The sequence below is a fragment of the Dictyobacter aurantiacus genome, assembly GCF_003967515.1.
GTDB lineage: Bacteria > Chloroflexota > Ktedonobacteria > Ktedonobacterales > Ktedonobacteraceae > Dictyobacter > Dictyobacter aurantiacus.
Map to the genome: position 1 here is coordinate 686,876 of NZ_BIFQ01000001.1, position 19,251 is coordinate 706,126.

The following is a 19,251-nucleotide window of genomic DNA, read 5'->3' on the forward strand; positions in this document are numbered from 1 at the left end:
ATCCGGGCACGCAAAAAAGATCCCTTTAGATAGGTTTTGATAGGTTCACTGGAATAACGCAGCACTCTTTGCTGTTCTCATGGGTATACTAAAAAAGGCGCAACACTTCACGTGGCCAGGTGTACAGACCCTGTTGAGAACAGACAGGCAGCCGACACAATAATAAACAGAGTAAACGTGGGTGGCAATCTTCAAAGAGAGGATGTTGTTGCTTGCAATACCATATACGTATGATACAATAAGCCAAGACTGAACTGATCTACGTACATGTTGCAGAAGAAGAGAGCAAGCACTTGGAACGAAATGTGATGTTTAACGCAGAACGCGACCGTGATAAGGCGGCTGAACCTGAACGCGAAAATGTAGCGGAAGCTGATATCAGTAACCTGGCACAAAGCGATAGCTTACGCCTCTATCTTCGTGAGATTTCACGCATTCCTCTGCTCTCTGCAGCAAGCGAGTCGCGCCTTGCAGAGAGAGCCGAACAGGGCGACAAAGATGCACGAAACCATCTCATCGAAGCGAATTTGCGCCTGGTTGTCAGTATTGCCAAAAAATACGTCGGCCAGGGTCTTTCTCTGGAAGACCTCATTGGTGAAGGCAACATCGGTCTCATCAGAGCGGTGACCAAATTTGATTACCGCAAAGGTTTTCGTTTTTCTACCTATGCGACATGGTGGATTAAACAGGCTATCACGCGTGCTATCCTTGAGGGGACCCGTGTTGTGCGACTCCCTGTGTATATTATGGAAGAGGTGATGCGCGTCAAACGCACCACGCGCCAGTTATACCAGGAAATGGGACGCGAGCCAACACCTGAGAGTATCGGTGAGCGACTCGGCATGACCGCAGAGCGTGTGAGTGAATTACTTATTTGGGCAGAAAAGGTCTTTTCACTCGATGCCCCTCTTTCGGAAGAAGAGGAAAATACCCTCGGCGATATCATCGAGGATATGCACGAGCGGGGGCCGACCGAAATTACAGATCAGCAGTTACTACGTGAAGAAATTCGCAAGGTCCTGGGACAACTTACAGTGCGCGAACGACAGGTCATCGAATTGCGCTTCGGCCTCATCGACGACCATGATCACACGCTGGAAGAAGTGGGCAAAAAGTTAAAAGTTACGCGTGAACGTGTACGTCAGATAGAAGAACGGGCGATTCGTAAATTACGACACCCGCAGGCCAGCCGAATTTTGAAAGATTATCTGGACTAAATAGTGCCGACTACGGCATTGAGGGTGCAAGGCATAGCATGGCTTTGCACCCTTTTTTATCTAGAAGCGTGTCAGACTCTCGTCACTCTGGGGGCGCGTGGTCGCCCCCGCACGCGCGTCCGCTGCGCAGCCGCACTGGTTTTATATGTTGGTGCATGGGGTGCGCATCTGCCCACCCCCCCATGCACCAACATATAAAGAGGTGGTGGGCTCACCGAAATCAAAAGCTCATGAGGAAAGAAGGCGTACACAACGCAAGTCAGGCACGTTCTAAACAATGTGTCTTACGCTTGTACAAAAGGGACCTTCTTCAGCTACACTCTTTCGGTGGGGACAGAAAATCTGGACGTATAATGTATTGGAATATAAAATAACGTAAGATAGATATAAATTTAGTAGCCCCTTCACGTTTAAATAATGATATATAATCGTAGGTATATATAGTCGCTCTGCTGGCACAATGCAGCAGGTGGCCTGATCCTACAACTGGTTGGCATAAGTAATGCGTGCAGAAAACCAGGGCGCGCATTTTACCATTTTAAAAGGAGAGAAACTCACGGCTACACATTTCATGGGCAAGGTACTTTTGGTCGCGGCTACTCTAGAAGCAGGCATCATCCGTCTAGTTCACTAGCAGTAGTTGTACTATGGGGGAACCAGAGAGTCTTTGCGATAGCCGTAGAGCCGTTATCCATCACTACAGATGGACAATTCTTCATACCAGAAAGGAGAGCGACATGCGGCGTGCTGTTTACCGTATAGCGCGCATTTGTCGCAGCCTACTATGAATGAACTGGCAGGGCACATTCTTGGCGGATATTACCTGGAAGAGGAAGTTGGTCGGGGAGCAATGGGGGTTGTTTACCGAGCGAAACAGTTGGCTTTGGGACGTGAAGTCGCCATTAAAGTGCTCCCACAGGGTCTGGCCCGTGATGCATCCTATGTGGCACGCTTTACCCGTGAGGCCCAGATTATCGCGGGCCTCAATCACCCCAATATTGTACAGATTTATGATGCGGGGCAGCAGCAAAAATTGCTCTATTTTGCCATGGAATTTGTACAGGGCCCAACATTGGCCAGTCTCCTGAACCTAGATGGCGCGATCGCTCCTTATTTTGCCGTAGAATATGCAGCCCAGATTGCCGATGCGCTGGATGCCGCCTATCGTGAACGCAACGTTATCCATCGCGATATTAAACCTGAAAATCTTATGCTCAATCGCTGGGGCAAAATTAAAGTAATGGATTTTGGGCTGGCGCGCGCTCCTGGTCTGCAGGTCATTACGGTGGCACGTACACTGGTTGGTAGCATTTATTATTCTTCGCCAGAACAGATCTGGGGCTACACCCTGGATAATCGGAGCGATATCTATGCCCTGGGAGTCGTACTTTACGAGATGGTGTGCGGACGCCGTCCATTCACCGGCAGGTCAATGCCTGAAGTCACCCAGGCCATCATTCAGGGTCAACTACGGCCACCCCGCATGCATAATGCCGCGCTACCCGAGGCGTTGGAGCAAATTATCCTCAAAGCCCTGGAACGCGACCGCCATTATCGTTATCGCGAGGCGGGTTTGATGGCGCACGAGCTCCGTGAGCTTCACCTGCCACCTCCCAGCAATGATCCCCGTGCGTCGCAATCGCCCTATGGTCAGCCGCAGCAGAAAAAAATGGCTCAACCACCAAGAAGGCCGCAGGCAGCATTTCCAAGCTATCGGGCCACCATAGAGCAGCAACATACCCATCGGACACCAGCGGTACGCCCACAATCGACCCAGGGCTTCGCGCCTATTTCTGTACCTCCACAACAGCGGGCAGCCCAGGCAACCCAGGGCTTCGCGCCCCTCTCCCATGGCAATACGCAGCCCATGTTCAGGCAGTCCTCACAAGGTCTGGATAGGCTATCCCCTCCATCGCAACAGCCTGTGGGCCCATCACAATCCACACAGGGCTTCACGCGTATGCCTGCGCCTGATCAACAACAGTACAATACCTCCCCAGCTCAATCTACGCAGAATTTTTCACGCCTGCCTGCCGAACAGTCACAGCCAGCACAGGGGGTACCAACCACACCCATCCTGCCAGTAGACGGAGATGGAGAACAAAGAGTGAAAAATCAGGACGGGAGCGCAAATTCCTCGCAGAGGGAAAAAGAGGAACCAGGTCTCAGCTTCTGGGATCAACTGCATAAGTTGTTCAAAACTCCTGAGCGCTAATAGCTTACAGGAAATAAAGCAATTCAGAAAGGGCGGGCGCACGTCAATAAAAACGACAACAATTTGGCAACCCGGTTACACTAATAAAGGCACCGTTCACAATGCTTATTGACGGTGCTACATGTGCTGATCTCTTGTATTTAAATAATGGCCACCGCACGAACAACCAGCAGTCTATGCAAAAGAAAGCGTATTTGTAGTCTATGCAGCAAGAAAGTATTCAAGCAGCACTCGCACTTCTTCTGGGTCCGAAAACGGAATATCGGACACGTTTACGCGCCACACGCAGGCTTGCCAAACAGGGATCTACGATCCTCCCCCTGGTTCTGAGTACCTTCAGCAATTATCCGGAAATCACCAGGCCTGAATGGCCCTGGTGGCCACCACAATACGAGCATACCAGTCGCCTCTTGCTGCAATTGAGTCAGCATGAAAAGATGCCATTAGAAGATCTCTTGCGCCATCCTATCCTGGGCGACGCCCCTGGACCCGTCTTATGGACCAGCATTATGGAGGCGGCAGGGCTGATACCGCAGGAGGATAATGAAGCATTGCTCTGCCTGGGGTTGCAGACAGCCTGGGGCTCGGTTCGTTACGCGGCCGCCATGGCGCTGGCTACACGAGCCAGAGCACATAACCTGCATCCTTCTACCTGTACGCAACTGCACCAGCACCAGGAAGAGCAGGAAAGCTATCCAGTGCGTCTGACCGCCTCATATGCCCTGTTAAATAATGGAGATCCGGCGGGCCTCGAGCAGCTCATATGCTTCTTATCAGCCGATGTGCCGGATGAAATACGAAAAGCAGCGACCTTTATCCTGGCGACTGAGCGTCTGTTGCAGGTCACGCACGAAGAGCAGGAGCGATTGGCGACGCGCCTGATCGAGCTTTTGAACGATGATGACGTTGAAATTGCCCAGCATGCCGCCCATGCCCTTGGCAAGGTCTCCATGTCTCAGACTATTTTGCAACTCTACCCGTTATTGGAGACCAGCGATGAACGCTTACAAATCCTTGTACTCACCATCCTGGAAGAGAGCGCACAGCGCGACAAGACACTGCGTCATCAAATGCGCCAGCATACGTTAACCATGCGCCTGCTGCCTATGCTTAAATCAGCCCATCCTGACCTGCGGCGACAGGCCTGCTATACCCTGGCAGCCTGTGGAGGTGAGTATATCGCGGCTGTGTTTGGAACTATTGTGATGAATAGAGAGCATCCGGGGCAGGGAGAAGTTATCGAGTGCCTACGCTGCTTCCACAGTGCCTTGCGCGCGCCACTGCGGGGACACATCGTGCGCTGGCTACTGCGCGCACTGGCCACCTCCGAAGAAAACCTGCAGGTGACCGCGCTGGACTCGCTGGCGCAACTGCTCTGGCAGGCGCGCAACAACGGCCGCCAGTCCGCCTGGGAAGAGATAGGGCAGGAGGTTATAAAGAACGATGTCTTCAAGGCCTTACTTCATGCGTCCAGTCCCCTGCTGAGGCAAAGGGCGCTGGAATTATGTGCGGCCCTGGGCAAGCTCTTGCACGCCACACCAGAACTACGCCCATATATCCAATCGCTCCTGCTCGATGACAGCGATAGTGGCGTCCGCGCCTGCGCCGCCTACATTTGTGCTAAGACAGATGCGCGCTGGGCTATTCCCGACCTGCTACAGGCTCTGCTCGATAGCGACGAGTATGTCGCCTCTACCGCCCTGCATGCGCTGGCAGATATTACATTCGCTCAAGACACGATCGTCGTCTACGCGTTCACCGAATTGGCGCGCCTGCAAGAAGATACATTGCCTTCAATCCAGAATCTGGCCCTTGAAGCGCGCTCAATCCTCAAAAAATGGCAAAAAGCACAACAGAACGAGGAGCATAAGACGTTGCACAGTTTGAGCTAAACCCCTATACTATAAGGCAAAGAGCAAGCAAAAGACAGCGGAATTGTTCAAGGAGCATGTATGAATCCAACACAGATTAGCCTGAGCATAGCATTTATCGCGGGGTTAGCCTCGTTTCTCTCTCCCTGCGTGCTACCTCTGGTCCCTATCTATCTCGCCCAACTCGTAGGGCCCAGCGTTTATCAGGCCTCCGCGACCAAACAAACTATTTCAACACGCCTGACAACATTCTTGCATGCCGCGACCTTTGTGCTGGGATTCACGATTGCTTTTGTGGCACTTGGGGCTACGGCCAGTACGCTGGGGAGCTTCTTGCGTGACCACCTGACCATCCTGCGCCAGACTGGTGGTATCATCATGGTAATCTTTGGACTCCATCTAACAGGATTGCTGCATATTCCGTTTCTCAATCAGCAGAAACGCATCACCTTTATTCCAGAGCATCCTGGCTATCCAGCCTCGCTCGCGATGGGGCTGATCTTTGGCATCGCATGGACCCCGTGCATCACGCCTATCCTGGCAGGCATCTTGATCCTGGCAGCCAATGCCACTACGCTCCAACATGGCGTTGGTCTGCTCCTGGTCTATTCACTGGGACTGGGCGTTCCCTTCCTCCTGCTAGGGCTGGGCATTAACCAGATGAGCCAGGCACTCAAGTGGTTCAAGCCACATCTGGGCAAGATTGAAACCGCCACGGGTATTCTGATGATGATCGTCGGCTGTATGATCTTCTTCAACGTACTGACCTATATCAATTCAATCTTTACCTCGGGCATCAACTTATAAACCAATACAGAAGAAGCATGCGAGAGGACGTTATGGAGCACCGAGTTCAGCAGGAAATGTCCGCAGGAAATACGTGCTATCCCTGGCTTAACGGCCTGCTTGCCGTATGCTATCTTGCACTGCTGGCCACCGCGATATGGTGTCCAGGCGCAACCCTGCTGGAGCGATTACGCTGGCTGGATAGTGGGATCTGTGCCCAGTTGCTCACCCATTCACTGTATCCAGGCGGAGAGAGATTGCCACTGTGCTCACGCAACACAGGCATCTACCTGGGCTTTTTTGTGACAATGATCATGGTATTTATCAGGAAACGCGGACGCGCACAGGTTCTTCCTAAAAAATCTCTGATTATCGCGCTCTGCGTGGGTATCTGTTTTCTAGCCGTCGATGGCATCAACTCGCTGTTCGTTGACCTGGGCATCTCGCACCTCTATCAACCAAACAACCTGTTGCGCCTGGCCAGTGGTCTGCTCGCCGGTCTTGCCATGGGCGTCTTTGTGCTCCCGGTCATCAATGGGCTCATCTGGCGCCATAGCAATACACAGCGCAGCCTGCCAGCGTGGATAGAGTTAGGCTGGTTCCTTCCTGTCTTGCTCTTATGCTTCTACGCCGCCGCCTCCCAGAGTGGCCTGGCTCTCTACCCGCTGGCAATACTGAGCACACTTGGTTTGCTCACCGCCGTCGGCGGTGTCAACCTCATCTTCATCCTCTTGCTCAGTAAACGCGATGAATCGTTCACGCGCTATAAAGAGCTCATTCCATTCTGTGGCCTCGCGCTGCTGACAGCCACAGGAGAACTGCTTCTGCTGGCTCAGCTCAAATTATCCCTCTTTCAGGCGCTTGGAATTCCTTTATCTTAATTCATTCGATAACATAGTCTGATGCGATAAAATACCCGCATGCCTACTTACGACTGCGTGCAGTTTAGAAATTCCAGGAGAACTAGCAACCCTCAAGATCAGCCTTGATTTCCCGCTTGATCTCATGCGCCAGATCAGCATCAATCTTGCCACGCTCGCCACGAGCCAGGCGCATCACGGCCTCTCGCAAATGTGCCGGAGCACGCTCAATCGTACAGCGCTCATGGATGAGCCTCTTTACTTCTAAATCAAAATGAAAACGACATTCACAATGTGGGCAACCCACCAGGTGTTGCTGAACGATCGCAACCTCCTCGGTGCTCAATTCGCGATCGATGTAAAGATGCAAACGTGCTGTCGCCTCAACACAATCTAAACATTCCATAGTAAAACTTCTCCTACACTAGCTCGCCACTCTATCTGTTCATTCTAACATAATTAGGTAGCCCTTTCATTCCCTGGACCTATAAGATATACTGATAATACTTTCCGAAAGAAAGTAGGAGGACCTCGTGGTGAGCCCCTTGTCAGAGGAGTGTTTAATGCAGGATAAGTCACAATTCAACGAGCTACCTACAGAAGATTTAACAGCGACGTCTGAAGAAGATAGAGAGAATGAGCAAGTACAGGCTACAGAGCCGCCCTCGGAAGACTTTGAGGCTGGTCTGCTTGCCCAGCTAGATAGCCTCTACCGTACCGCGTTACGCATGACCAATAATCCGCAGGAGGCGGAAGATCTGGTGCAAGAAACCATGCTAAAAGCCATCCGCTTTTCTCATACCTATCAACCAGGTACGAATCTACGCGCATGGCTTTTTCGCATACTTAATACATCGGCCATCAATCGTTATCGTAAACAGGCGAATCATCCAACGCCCGTGGCCCTACCGGAAGGTGAAGAGTTTTATCTCTACAACCAGATTCGCGATTTAAGCGGCCAGGAGCGTAGCCAGGGAGCTGAAGAAGAAGTTTTAAACCAGTACCTGGACGAAGATGTCTATAAGGCGCTGAATGATCTCCCCCCCAATTTCAGAATGGCCATCATCCTTGCCGATATTGAGGGGCTATCCTATAAAGAGATCGCGGAAGCATTACAGATTCCGATCGGAACCGTAATGAGCCGCATTTCGCGTGCCCGCCGCCAGTTACAGAAATCACTATGGCAATACGCTAAAGATAGAGGGTATGTCAGGACGGAAGTATCGTAAACGCATTTCTGCTTACGGGAATGGTACAGAACTTCCGTACTGGCAATACCGCCAGATATTTCATCTCAAAGAGGTGCTATTTATACTTATACAGGTTTTGCAGTGTGACGTATAGCCTCATTTCCGGCACGTGTAATGCGCACATTAACGCACCGCCGATCCATGATATCCACTGAACGTGTTACTAATCCCTTACGCTCAAGACGAGCAATCGCTTTTGTCGCTGCCGCGGAGCTTACTCCTAGAGCGGATGCGACCTCACCTACAAGCCAGTGCTCACGCCGTGTCAAAAAAGCCAGAACTTCTAACTGACGAGAGGTAACACTGGTAGATGTTCGGCGCACCGTAGTCATACGCATTTTCTCCTACACATCAAATTTCTATGCACATATACCAACTATATGCATTCATCAAAAATGACGTTGTGTACAAGAAAAGCGGGTACCACCTCAAAGAGGTATCCCAGGAGAAATACGATCAGCAATATTTGCCTCTCCAATCGGCTTGCACCAAAGGGAAAGCGCTCATCGTTATATAAAAAGCAAGCCATCAACAATAGAACAGATACCAGGGAAGGGTGCGAATCAACCGATATTACCTATATCATTTATCCATTGATGGACGAATGATTGACGAAACCCGGGTTTGTTTGTAGAATCGAAGCGAAAAAAGCAGAGAGGCAGGACCATGTCAGAGCTTACATACGGACCCGCGGAGGATGGTAGTAATACAATACGACAGGCAACCGATCCCCTGGGTATCCTGACCAGCATACGCGCGGTGGTTGATCAGGCCAGGAATGTCCGGATCAACCTGGAACAGGTCGAACAGCTCGGGAAATACTGGCTACAGGAAGAGGCACAGGGACAAACACCACTCATGCCTCTATGGGATGAACGCTACCATTTCTCAGATGGCACGGCTCGTACCGTCAACTGGTTATTGCTGTTGGATGCGCTCAATTTCTGTTTCTGGGCCGAGAAAGACCAGCCACGCTGGACCATTGATTACCAGGGACAGACACTCAATGGTTATTGGGCCGAGGCGGCGGCCTTGAAACGCGCGGTCGAAGAGGGTCTGCCCCTGTGGGACGCAGAATATCTGCGCAGCATCTCAGAACAAACAGTAGCCCATATTTTTCGTGGCTCCGGCACCATCCCTCTCTTTGAGCAACGCGTTCAGAATGCGCGCGAAGTCGGTCACGTCCTGCTTGAACGTTACGGGGGCCAGTTCACCAATGCAATTGAGCAGACCGCACACGATGCGATTCAACTCGTGCTCTTATTAGAGCGAGACTTCCCTTCATTTCGCGATGTCGCCGTCTATCGCGGGCAACCGGTGCGTTTTTTGAAACGCGCCCAGATTACCATCGCTGATATCAATGGCTCTTTCCATGGCCAGGGTTGGGGAAACTTTACCAGACAGGACCAATTAACCATTTTTGCCGATTATAAGCTCCCCCAGGTGCTGCGAGAATATAATGTATTGGAATACGATGTTCACCTGGCCCGCAGGGTTGATGCGAAAGAACTTATTCAGTCTGGTAGTGAGGAAGAAATAGAGATTCGCGCCTGCACAATCTGGTCCTGTGAACTTTTGCGGCAATCTTTACAGCGTCAGGGACACGTAATAACCGCAGCCGAAATTGATATGCGACTCTGGTTACTGGGGCAAAGCTCGGAAGAGATGCGTCCCTACCATCGGACACGCACCATGTATTATTGACACGCATGGTGTGTGCGTCTGTCTTTGCTACCTGACAACCAGTCGTCGCTACTACATACAAATATTGATGGTAAATAACAACTTATGCAATTACATACATTACTCGATGCGCTACAAGAATATTCGTGGCGCGAGCAACAACAACAATATACTTTTGATCCAACCAGCGAGATCACGTCGATCGCCTATGACTCTAGAAAGGTCACCCAACAAGGACTCTTCGTGGCTGTCCCTGGTACCCATACAGATGGACAATTCTATCTCCCCGATGCCGCCGCACGCGGCGCGCGCCTGGCTATAGGCGAAAAGTTGCAGTCAGATGATCAGGCACCACCACTACCGTACATCGAGGTCCCAAACGTCCGCGTCGCCCTGGCCGACCTGGCCCGTGCTTTTTATGGCTATCCAGCCGACCAGCTATGCACCATCGGTATCACCGGTACCGACGGCAAAACCACGACCAGCAATCTGATCAGCACGTTATTCGAAACCGCGGGTCGGCGCAATGGTTTGATGACAACGGCCAATTTCAAGATGGATGGAAAAGAGTGGGAGAATACCACTCGCCAGAGCACGCTGGAAGCCCTGGAGATCCAGGAATTTCTGAGACGGCTGGTCGACGCACAGGTTCCCTATGCCATCGTTGAAGCAACCTCCCATGGACTGGAGCTCGGCCGTGTCCATGGCTGCAACTTCGATGTCGGCGTGGTCACCAATATTACCCATGAACACCTGGACTTCCATAAGACGATCGAAGCCTATCGAAGAGCCAAAGCTCGCCTGTTTGAGATGCTCGATCCCGAACGAGATAAGGGCATCAATAGCCGCCCGGTCGCTATCTTGAACCGCGACGATGTAAGCTACGATGTGCTGAAGCCGTATTGCAAAGTTCCTATACTGGATTATGGGATCGATACACCGGCGGCTGTGCGCGCCGTCGATCTGCACCTTGGAGCGCAAAGTACCAGTTTCCGCGTTGTGCTACCCGATGGAGAGGCGCACATCGAAACACGCCTGGTTGGTCGCTTCAACGTCAGCAATAGCCTGGCCGCCATAGCTACCGCCTACAGTCAGGGGATCTGCGTCGCCGATATTGAACGAGGAATGGCGACTATCTGGGGCATCACAGGACGAATGGAGACCATCGCGGAAGGACAACCCTTCTCTGTTATCGTGGATTACGCCCATACGCCCGATAGCCTGCAAAAAGTCATCGCCACCCTGCGTCCATTGACAACGGGCAAAATGATCCTGGTGTTTGGATCGGCCGGTGAGCGCGATCTGCAGAAACGACCGATTATGGGACGCATCGCAGCCGAGCAATCTGAGTTCTTCGTGATTACCGATGAAGATCCGCGCGATGAAGATCGCGAGAAGATTCTGCGCGAAATCGCCGATGGCGCGATCGCGGCGGGAAAACGGGAAGGCAAAGATTTCCTGTGCATCGCGGACCGCACCCAGGCCATCGCCGCCGCCTTTAAGCATGCCGAAGCTGGCGATACGGTGCTCCTGGCGGGCAAGGGACATGAGCAGAGCATCATAATGGGACGTGAAAAACTCCCCTGGGACGATCGTAAGGTCGCGCGTGAACAGCTGAACAAACAGGGGTGGCACGATGCAAGATAGCAACACCTGGACCTGGCAGCACGGCCAGGTGAACGCCCCCTTTTCAGGGGCAGTGCAACAACCATTGTTTGTATAGGCCATCATTACGTCTTGGGAGTACTTATGAATCCGAATTCTCCGTGGTTATTACTAGTCGTCTTTGTCGGCTGCGCTATTGCAAGTACGTTACTCTGCCAGGCGGCCAGGCTGCTTTTTCCCAAGTTTCGCAGTGGTGAGCACAAACCCGGCACTCATCGCGCCGACCTGCCAACAGGGAAACGCGAGATCAGAACGATTGAGCTGCCGCTGGTTGGCGGGCCCGCCTTTACCCTGGCGATTATAGGGATCGGCATTGCTTCGGGATATCTCCTCAACTTTGGACGCGAGCAATGGATCTTACTCTTTATCTCATTGGGAGCGATGCTGGGCTACGCCCTGGTAGGATTTATTGATGACTGGCGTAAAGTATATCGCAGTGAAGGGCTCTCTGAAATCGCCAAGTTCTCTGGCGTCTTTCTGGTTGGAGCAGGCGCGGCCGCGCTTTATTTTTACCTGCTTCCTCAGAGTGGACAGATCTCTTACAGTCTGTGGAAGGATCTACCGATCCTGAATACCTTCCTCTGCCCCACGCCGATCCCGCATCATCCAGAAATCTGCTCGGTGGCTGGTAACTCTGTTGGCTATTATGGCTGGCTCATTTTCCTGATGGTAATGACCGGCGTAGTCGGAAGCCTGACCTCGGTCTCAGTGGACTTCAGCGATGGATTGGATGGTCTGGCCGGTGGACTGGTATTTAGCGCGTCACTGGGACTGGGCATCGTCGTGACCGGCCTGGTTGGAACGCAGCCAAATGGGGTTGTGCTGGAAGTATTGTCGCTACTGGGAGCCGGTGGGATTCTGGGCTATCTCCCCTGGAACTGGCCATCGGCCTGGGCCGCCCGCCGTGGACACGCCACACGTCGCGCGAAAATTTATATGGGAGATAGCGGAGCCCTGGGAATGGGTGGATTGCTGGCGATGATCGCGATCTTTTCGCGTAACGAGACACTCTTGCTCATGATCGGGGGCGCGTTTGTTCTGGAAGGCCTGTCCGCATTGATCTCCGCCCGCCTGCTGACGCGCTTCTTCCGCCGCTATCTCACCATTCTGCGCTTTTCCCATGCCAATACCTTTGTGCCGCATACCGAATTTCCCCTGCCGTTCCTGGCGACGCCACTCCATCATCACTTCGATCTGCTGGGCTGGGATCGTCGCCGCCTGGTATATGCCGCCTGGGCGCTAGGCGCCTGCTTCGCGGTCCTTGGCATCATGGTCAGCCTGGTACCATTCTCATGGCAGCGCTATATCGGGCGCTTCCTGATTATTTTGCTGGCCATTTTGATCTGGTCCAGTGGTTCCTGGTCGAAGAACTATTTTGTGGGCAAACACTTTGTAGCTGGAGCCCGGCGTCATCGGCTGGCCCTCTACTATGGCTATCCTTTCCGTATCATGGGCCTCAAACTCTATCACCTGGTCGAAGTAGTAGAGGCCAGCGAAGATGTCATCGAGACGCCCGCGGAAGAACTGGCCCTCTGGCAGCGTATGACGATCTTTGATGCCAGGTCCATGCTCGGCCTCTATTGCTATCGCGCAGGCTACTATCCGGCCGCACAGGCACAATGGACCCGTATTCCAGAACGCAACCGTGTCCTGCGGCCGGAGATCGTCCATCTGCTTAATGAGCTGGAAAATCAACTGGCCCTGGAAAAACAGGAGACGCAGCCCATTCGGCGTCAGGATATCTTGCGCCACAAGGAAGAGCCTATTCTGGAGGGCAACCTGCCCCCGGCCGACCTGCCCAACCCATACGAACCGGTCAGCGAAGAGGAAAATCAAACTGGACCACTCAAAGTATGGACCGCCAATACGCCCGATTATCCCATTGAGAGCAACAATGAAGAGATCAAGGTAACCTCGCCTCTCAATAGCGACGTGCTGTTAAGCAAGCCTGTGTCAGAGCGACGCCCGGATAGCGGCCCCACCACCAAAGACCATCTATCCCGTCCCCAACACATGCCAAAGAAATAACAAGGTTCGTGTTGGTAATAATAGAGTGCAGGTGTGGCGCGGATGCGCCACACCTGCACTCTATTATTACCAACACGAACGCTACAGGCGAGGAACTGTATGGGAGCTTGAGTAATAAAAAAGGTTGCTTCTCTCTATGGAAGCAACCTTTTTTATTACCTGCATTTGCTTATTGTGGCATCTTTTGTCATAATGTCTAGTAAATTTTAAGCGTTATAAAATCATCAAAAAAGAGGGTCACACTAATAATGTCCAGGGTCCCCACCTTACCAGAAGAACCTTCACAGGAACGTGTAGCCAGGCGCAGGATCTCTCCACTACGTGCCTTACGCTACCGGGATTTTCGATTGTTATGGATCAGCCTGATTGTCTCATCAGTTGGCACCTGGCTGCAGATTGTCAGCCAGAGCCTGTTGGTATTGAAGATTACGCATAACTCGCCCATCGCGCTGGGAATCGTCTCGCTGGCGCAGGCCGCATCATTCTTTATATTTGCCTTTATAGGAGGAAGTATCGCCGATCAAAGCGATAAACGTCGCTTCTTGTTGATCACACAAAGCCTGTCTATGCTCCTGGCGTTTATCCTGGGCATCATTACGATCACCGGTATCGTACAGGTCTGGATGATTGTCCTGCTGGCCTTCTGCTCAGGCACGGTGCTTAGCTTCGACCAGCCCGCGCGCTCTTCGCTGGTACCAACGCTGGTGCCACGTGAAGATCTCATGAATGCAATCTCACTGCAGTCAATCGTCTTCAATGGTTCGGCATTTGTTGGTCCCACCCTGGCCGGCGTCATGATCGTTGTATTTAGCAATGCCAGAAACGGCAATAGCCTCTTCCCCTATGCTGGCAACTTCTTCCTTAATGGCATCAGCTTTCTAGGAGTTCTGGTCGTACTCTATCTACTGCGCATTCCCCAGGACGCGGCAGAACAAAGCACGGCCAGGCGAGGCCCATTGCTGGCTTCTATCAGGGCATCACTCGGCACGGTACGCAGGGATGAAGCGCTTCCATGGGTTCTGTCTGGCTATGGAGCACTGCTCTTCTTTGGTCCATCGAATACGTTAATTCTACCAATCTTCGGGACGCAGATTCTGCATTTGAACGCAGCTCAACTGGGACTGCTCTTCTCGGCGGCGGGACTCGGTACTATCCTGGGGGCGCTGGTAGTGGCTTCGTTAGGGGACTTCAAATATAAGGGCCTGCTGCTACTCTGTTCATTGCTGGTGTGGACAAGTTCGCTCCTGATCTTTGCGCTCAGCCACTTCTTTGGCATCTCATTGCTAGCACTACTGCTCTTTGGCATCTCCCAGAACGGGGTTGGCGCAACGACGATTACCCTCCTGCAGACACGGGTGCCTCCTCAAATGAGAGGACGCGTCATGAGCCTGAACACGCTGATGATTATGGGCATCCGGCCGCTCGGCGATTTTCCGGCCAGTGGGTTGATCGCGCTGATTGGCGGCCCGCTTACAGTATTGCTGTGTGCCGCCATCGTGGGTCTATACTCGCTGTACCTGCTACTGGCCCGACCAGTTCTACGCACCCTGTAGACGCCAGGCGATAAACGATCTGATAGCCATCTACATACAGTACCCAGGCGAGCCAACAAAAAGGGGGATACCCGTAAAGACAGGTACCCCCACACCAGGAACAGGCACTACACCAGGTTGAAGCGATTGCGCGAGGCACGATACTCGGCCTCCAGGTGTTGATCAGCAACCAGAGCCTGTACCTTATCCTGAATATCTCTATACAAGGTTGAGGATTCCTCCACGCCTACCACCAGAGCCTGTACCCAGGTATCCAGGGCCTCTTGATAGCGCTGCTGCGTCTGATAGAGCATGCCTAACTGGTACAGGATATTCAGGCGCTCCCGATTTAAAGAGAAACCCGACAGCAAGCGCTCAGCCTCATGATAATGGCGTTCCGCGTCAGTGAACTGCCGCAGTACAGCCGCGACGTCTCCCTGGCCGGCCAGCGCCAGACCCTGAATGTAGGAAATAACACTCTCCTGAGCCAGGAACTGCGCCTGCTCATAATTATTTCTCGCCTCCAGGTAGGTACCTTCCAGAAAGAAGAGGGACCCGATGAGGTACATCGTTAACGCTATGTTCATGCGATCACCCAGGGCGTTAAAGAGCGCCAGGGATTCACTATAACAATTGTGCGACCGCTGTAACTCCTTCTTCTGCCGATAGAGATCCCCCATTGTACGCAAGGTCAGGGCCTCACCACGCCTCAGGTGCCGCTCGCGGAAGAAAGGCAGTACCTCCTGGCAGGACTGTTCCGCCAGGTCCAGTTTTCCTTGCAGGATGTAGATGGAGCTCTTATCCACCATCACCCATGATTGGTCAACCGGGCGATCGAGCGCGTTAAACAGGCGTAACGACTCTTCGAGATCACGTACGGCCCGACTGTATTGGCCCAACGCACCATAGGCGGTAGCGCGATTATGCAGGGCTCTAGCCTGGCCCAGTCTATCTTCCTGCTGCACACAGATGCCGATGGCCTGCTCAAAGCAACGCAGCGCTTCAGCGTAACGAGCCTGGTCGCGGTACACCATCCCTTGAACATCCAGGACACGGGCCAGGCCACACTCCTGTCCGCACTCCTTAAACTGTGTTTCCGCTTGCTGGATACAGGTCAGCGCCAGAGGGAAATCCCCCTGGTCATGGAGCAAGAGGGCCAGTTCATACTGCGACCAGCCAATATACTCGGTCTCTTCTGGATGGCGCTGATGGGTCGCGAGGCTGCTCCTCAAATATACTTCAGCTTCGGCGTAACTGCCCAGTTGCCGCAACAAAGCGCCCAGGCAACACTGTATTAAGCCCGTGCTTGTCCGATCTCCCAGGCGGGTCGCATAACTGGCGGCGCGGCGCAATAGTTTCTGCGCGGCCTCAAAATGACCCTGCCCCTCAAGGGGGGGCGCCGCCCTCAAAGCGACCTGGATCGCTTCGTGTAGATCCAGCGGCTCGCCCGCCGCTTCCAGGTGCTCAAACGCCTCGATCCATTCCTCCATCTTCGGATGGGACAGGCAATAATAATAAGCAGCTACCACTCGATGCACCCGGCGACGCTCCTCCAGCGGTAAGCGCAAGAGGGCGAAGTGGCGGATCTGTGGATGAATAGAGTACGCATATCCATCAAATAAAACAATCGAGGCCTGCACCAGCTCATCACGAGCGGCCCGCCACCTCTGGGGCAGCAGCGCCGATAGGTGTTCGGGCCGCTCCTGCTGCGCATCACCATTCACCGGCGGCGATATCGTCTCATGGGCAGTCGACAGGGTATCAGGAGAGACAAGCATCGCGATCTGCTCGCGATTAAACGGAATGCGGAACGCGGCCAGGTATGAGAGCAACAGGCGAGCCGATGCGCTTAAACGCTGGTACGAGACCTCCAGAACAGACATAATACCGGCCAGGGGATTGCCATAGAGCTCATCGCGAATCTCCTCCAGGGAACGCGTAGCCGCTTCTGGCGTATAGATGTGGCCCCCGATGGTGCGGGCGGTACCAAAGATCAGCTCGGCTCCCAGGGGATATCCATCCAGAAGGGCACAGATCTCTTTTAAAATGAACTGCTGGCGGGGTTCATTCAATTGGATGCGCTGATCCAGGCCACTGGCCGCCGCCAGATCCGTGAAAAGCATCAATAAATCGCTATTGGTCATCTTCCCAATGCGATATTCATACCAGCGGCCCAATGTTCCATCCGTAACCAGCATGCTCTCGGGATTAGAGTGCGAGGTAACCACCACAACAACTTCGAGCGGCAGGCTGTTCAAAAACGTTAGCCACTGCTCCAGCTCAGATCGATCTGTGATTGATTCAAAGCCATCGAGCAGAAGGAGACAGGGAAGCTCACGGCTGGCCAGCGAACGCAAAGTACCCTGGACGAGGCGAGAACGCTGACGAGCATCGCTGCTGGCGACATTGCGCGCCGGAATCTGCAAGGCATGAATAATCTCCAGTAATGCATCGTTAAATAATTTCCCATTCTCCAGTGAAACGCCGATGATACCGCCAGGGAACTTATCGCGATTACGCCGAATGGCTTCCAACACCAGCGCGGTCTTACCAATGCCGGGCGAGCCCGTCAACGCGATATGCTGATAGCCCTGGGGCTTGCGCATACTCCGGCGAGCAGATGAAGAAGGCCGATTCGTCGCAGCCAGCGTCAGCAGTTGCTCAACGTCCCGCAACTCGCGTTCACGACCCACAAATGATATTGAGGGCCCCAGATGGGACAGGGGATGGGCATGGTCATCTTGCGTATCAGATGTTACCATCAAAGCTACTGGACCCTCATCGTCTTCGGCAACATGGCGATAGAGCACAGGGATAAACCAGCTCTTCTGCTGCATGGGCAACATCGCCTGTCGCGCCCGGGATAGCGCCTCTTCCAATGTACGGCCATCCGCCAGTGCCTCATAAAAATGATACATGAAGGTCGGGCTGAGGTCATCCTGCAAAGAGAATGGCATGGCGACTACGGCCGGTACCTGGGCGGTCACTAAGGAGGTCGCCAGTGTTGAGTCGACTGCGGCCAGATGTTGAGTTGGCGGTGCGTTTCCACCAGAGGACCTGTCGTTGGTGATCAGAGCGGTCTCACAGGCCGCAAAGACGCCGAGATGGACATCGCTACTTACCAACACGCCCCGCAACGACTGTGTATCAATAAAGTTGTTGTAGCCATCCTCATCGCAGAAACAGAGATATGTTTGTGGCTGTATGCGGCTCAATGAGGTTCCACATTCCACACATTTACGAGCATCTGGATTACTGACCGTCTCACAACCATCCTTCGGGCACAGCTTGCCATAGGCTCCATGGCCATCGAAATGCACGACATAACAGGGCAGCGTTGTATCGCTATCATCGAACGTGCCCGCTCCCCCATACGAGTTCAGGTAGCGCACAAACTGACTGAAGGTAGGGGGCTCCAGGCGGTCCAGGAATATCTGGCCGGTCTCGATCAAAGGATTTAACGCTTCCTCCATCGCCTCAAAGCTACGCTCGGTCTCCAGGGGCGCAAAATTGATGGGGGAGGCGCTGATATATAATATGCGAAAAGGGGGGTGTACAGGCAATTCAGAGCCGATGGGGGCATCTGGACGCATGAGGGCGCGGCTGAGCGTAAAAATCCCGGAGGCAATCAAAAAGTGATTGCCATTATGGAGCAATTCCCAGGGGAGGCGCACAAACTCCTCGCAGCCCGGAGCAAAGATCAGCGTTAACGCGACCGTTCCCCGCCGCTTCAATGTGCGCTGGATAATGTTACGCAGCACAAATGCGACCGAGGACTCAGCAGGCTGCAGCGGCTGGCGCTGGGAAGGATCAATGTCGCAAATAGAGCAAAAGAGACGATAACCAATTCCACGTAATTCCGCGTCGCTGCTTTCAAGCGTGTTCAGCTTTTTCTGTAACGCGCTTATCTGCCTGGATGCATATGGAGGCACAAAACGTCCGCTTACCACATGCCCCGACCAGCTATCCTTTATTTGTACCTCGTACGAACCATCATCACACGTACAGAATAATAAGCTAAGTGTTTCTCCCATGGGCTTCAGTGATCTCGCATTCCATTGCTTTGCGTTCCAGTACACGATACTAAATGTGGGATATGCCGCTTTCTCAGGTATAAGTATACCACAGATGTGTTTGCTATGGC

Annotated in this window: 13 protein-coding genes; 10 read left to right on the plus strand and 3 right to left on the minus strand. The window is 53.0% G+C overall.

The window, feature by feature from the left end:
* Positions 1-293 precede the first annotated feature (293 nt).
* The 5 genes from KTT_RS02745 to KTT_RS02765 all read left to right on the plus strand — a co-directional run bounded on the left by KTT_RS02745 (position 294) and on the right by KTT_RS02765 (position 6,970).
* Positions 294-1,217, plus strand: coding sequence for a sigma-70 family RNA polymerase sigma factor (locus tag KTT_RS02745; RefSeq protein WP_235845575.1), 924 nt, complete (start codon positions 294-296; stop codon positions 1,215-1,217).
* Positions 1,218-1,986: 769 nt separating this feature from the next.
* Positions 1,987-3,432: a serine/threonine protein kinase gene (locus KTT_RS02750; RefSeq protein ID WP_160145598.1), complete on the plus strand. Its 1,446-nt coding sequence runs from the start codon at positions 1,987-1,989 to the stop codon at positions 3,430-3,432.
* 203 nt (positions 3,433-3,635) lie between these two features.
* Positions 3,636-5,324, plus strand: a complete 1,689-nt coding sequence (locus KTT_RS02755; protein ID WP_126594533.1) for a HEAT repeat domain-containing protein — start codon at positions 3,636-3,638, stop codon at positions 5,322-5,324.
* A gap of 60 nt (positions 5,325-5,384) precedes the next feature.
* On the plus strand, positions 5,385-6,110 hold the full coding sequence (locus tag KTT_RS02760; RefSeq protein ID WP_126594534.1) for a cytochrome c biogenesis CcdA family protein: 726 nt from the start codon (positions 5,385-5,387) through the stop codon (positions 6,108-6,110).
* Between the two features lie 32 nt (positions 6,111-6,142).
* Positions 6,143-6,970 carry a DUF2085 domain-containing protein gene (locus KTT_RS02765; protein WP_160145599.1) on the plus strand — a complete coding sequence of 276 codons (828 nt, stop codon included), beginning with the start codon at positions 6,143-6,145 and terminating at the stop codon, positions 6,968-6,970.
* A gap of 82 nt (positions 6,971-7,052) precedes the next feature.
* On the opposite strand, the gene KTT_RS02770 is transcribed toward KTT_RS02765, so the two are convergent.
* Positions 7,053-7,355: an anti-sigma factor family protein gene (locus KTT_RS02770; RefSeq protein WP_126594536.1), complete on the minus strand. Its 303-nt coding sequence runs from the start codon at positions 7,353-7,355 to the stop codon at positions 7,053-7,055.
* Positions 7,356-7,512: 157 nt separating this feature from the next.
* Here KTT_RS02770 and KTT_RS02775 point away from each other — a divergent pair, with 157 nt between their 5' ends.
* A complete protein-coding gene (locus tag KTT_RS02775; RefSeq protein WP_126594537.1) occupies positions 7,513-8,178 on the plus strand; it encodes a sigma-70 family RNA polymerase sigma factor in 666 nt (221 codons plus the stop codon).
* 86 nt (positions 8,179-8,264) lie between these two features.
* Here KTT_RS02775 and KTT_RS02780 read toward each other — a convergent pair whose 3' ends face one another.
* Entirely contained in the window at positions 8,265-8,531 is a 267-nt protein-coding gene (locus KTT_RS02780; protein WP_160145600.1) for a MarR family transcriptional regulator, read from the minus strand.
* A gap of 334 nt (positions 8,532-8,865) precedes the next feature.
* Here KTT_RS02780 and KTT_RS02785 point away from each other — a divergent pair, with 334 nt between their 5' ends.
* The 4 genes from KTT_RS02785 to KTT_RS02800 all read left to right on the plus strand — a co-directional run bounded on the left by KTT_RS02785 (position 8,866) and on the right by KTT_RS02800 (position 15,128).
* Positions 8,866-9,903, plus strand: a complete 1,038-nt coding sequence (locus KTT_RS02785; protein WP_126594539.1) for a queuosine 5'-phosphate N-glycosylase/hydrolase — start codon at positions 8,866-8,868, stop codon at positions 9,901-9,903.
* Between the two features lie 84 nt (positions 9,904-9,987).
* The gene (locus tag KTT_RS02790; protein WP_126594540.1) at positions 9,988-11,529 is read left to right on the plus strand and encodes a UDP-N-acetylmuramoyl-L-alanyl-D-glutamate--2,6-diaminopimelate ligase; all 1,542 of its coding nucleotides are present in this window, start codon (positions 9,988-9,990) and stop codon (positions 11,527-11,529) included.
* 102 nt (positions 11,530-11,631) lie between these two features.
* Positions 11,632-13,575, plus strand: a complete 1,944-nt coding sequence (locus KTT_RS02795) for an MraY family glycosyltransferase (RefSeq protein WP_126594541.1) — start codon at positions 11,632-11,634, stop codon at positions 13,573-13,575.
* Between the two features lie 248 nt (positions 13,576-13,823).
* Complete coding sequence (locus KTT_RS02800) at positions 13,824-15,128, plus strand: MFS transporter (protein WP_126594542.1); 1,305 nt, start codon at positions 13,824-13,826, stop codon at positions 15,126-15,128.
* Between the two features lie 107 nt (positions 15,129-15,235).
* Here KTT_RS02800 and KTT_RS02805 read toward each other — a convergent pair whose 3' ends face one another.
* Complete coding sequence (locus KTT_RS02805; protein ID WP_126594543.1) at positions 15,236-19,141, minus strand: tetratricopeptide repeat protein; 3,906 nt, start codon at positions 19,139-19,141, stop codon at positions 15,236-15,238.
* Positions 19,142-19,251 lie beyond the last annotated feature (110 nt).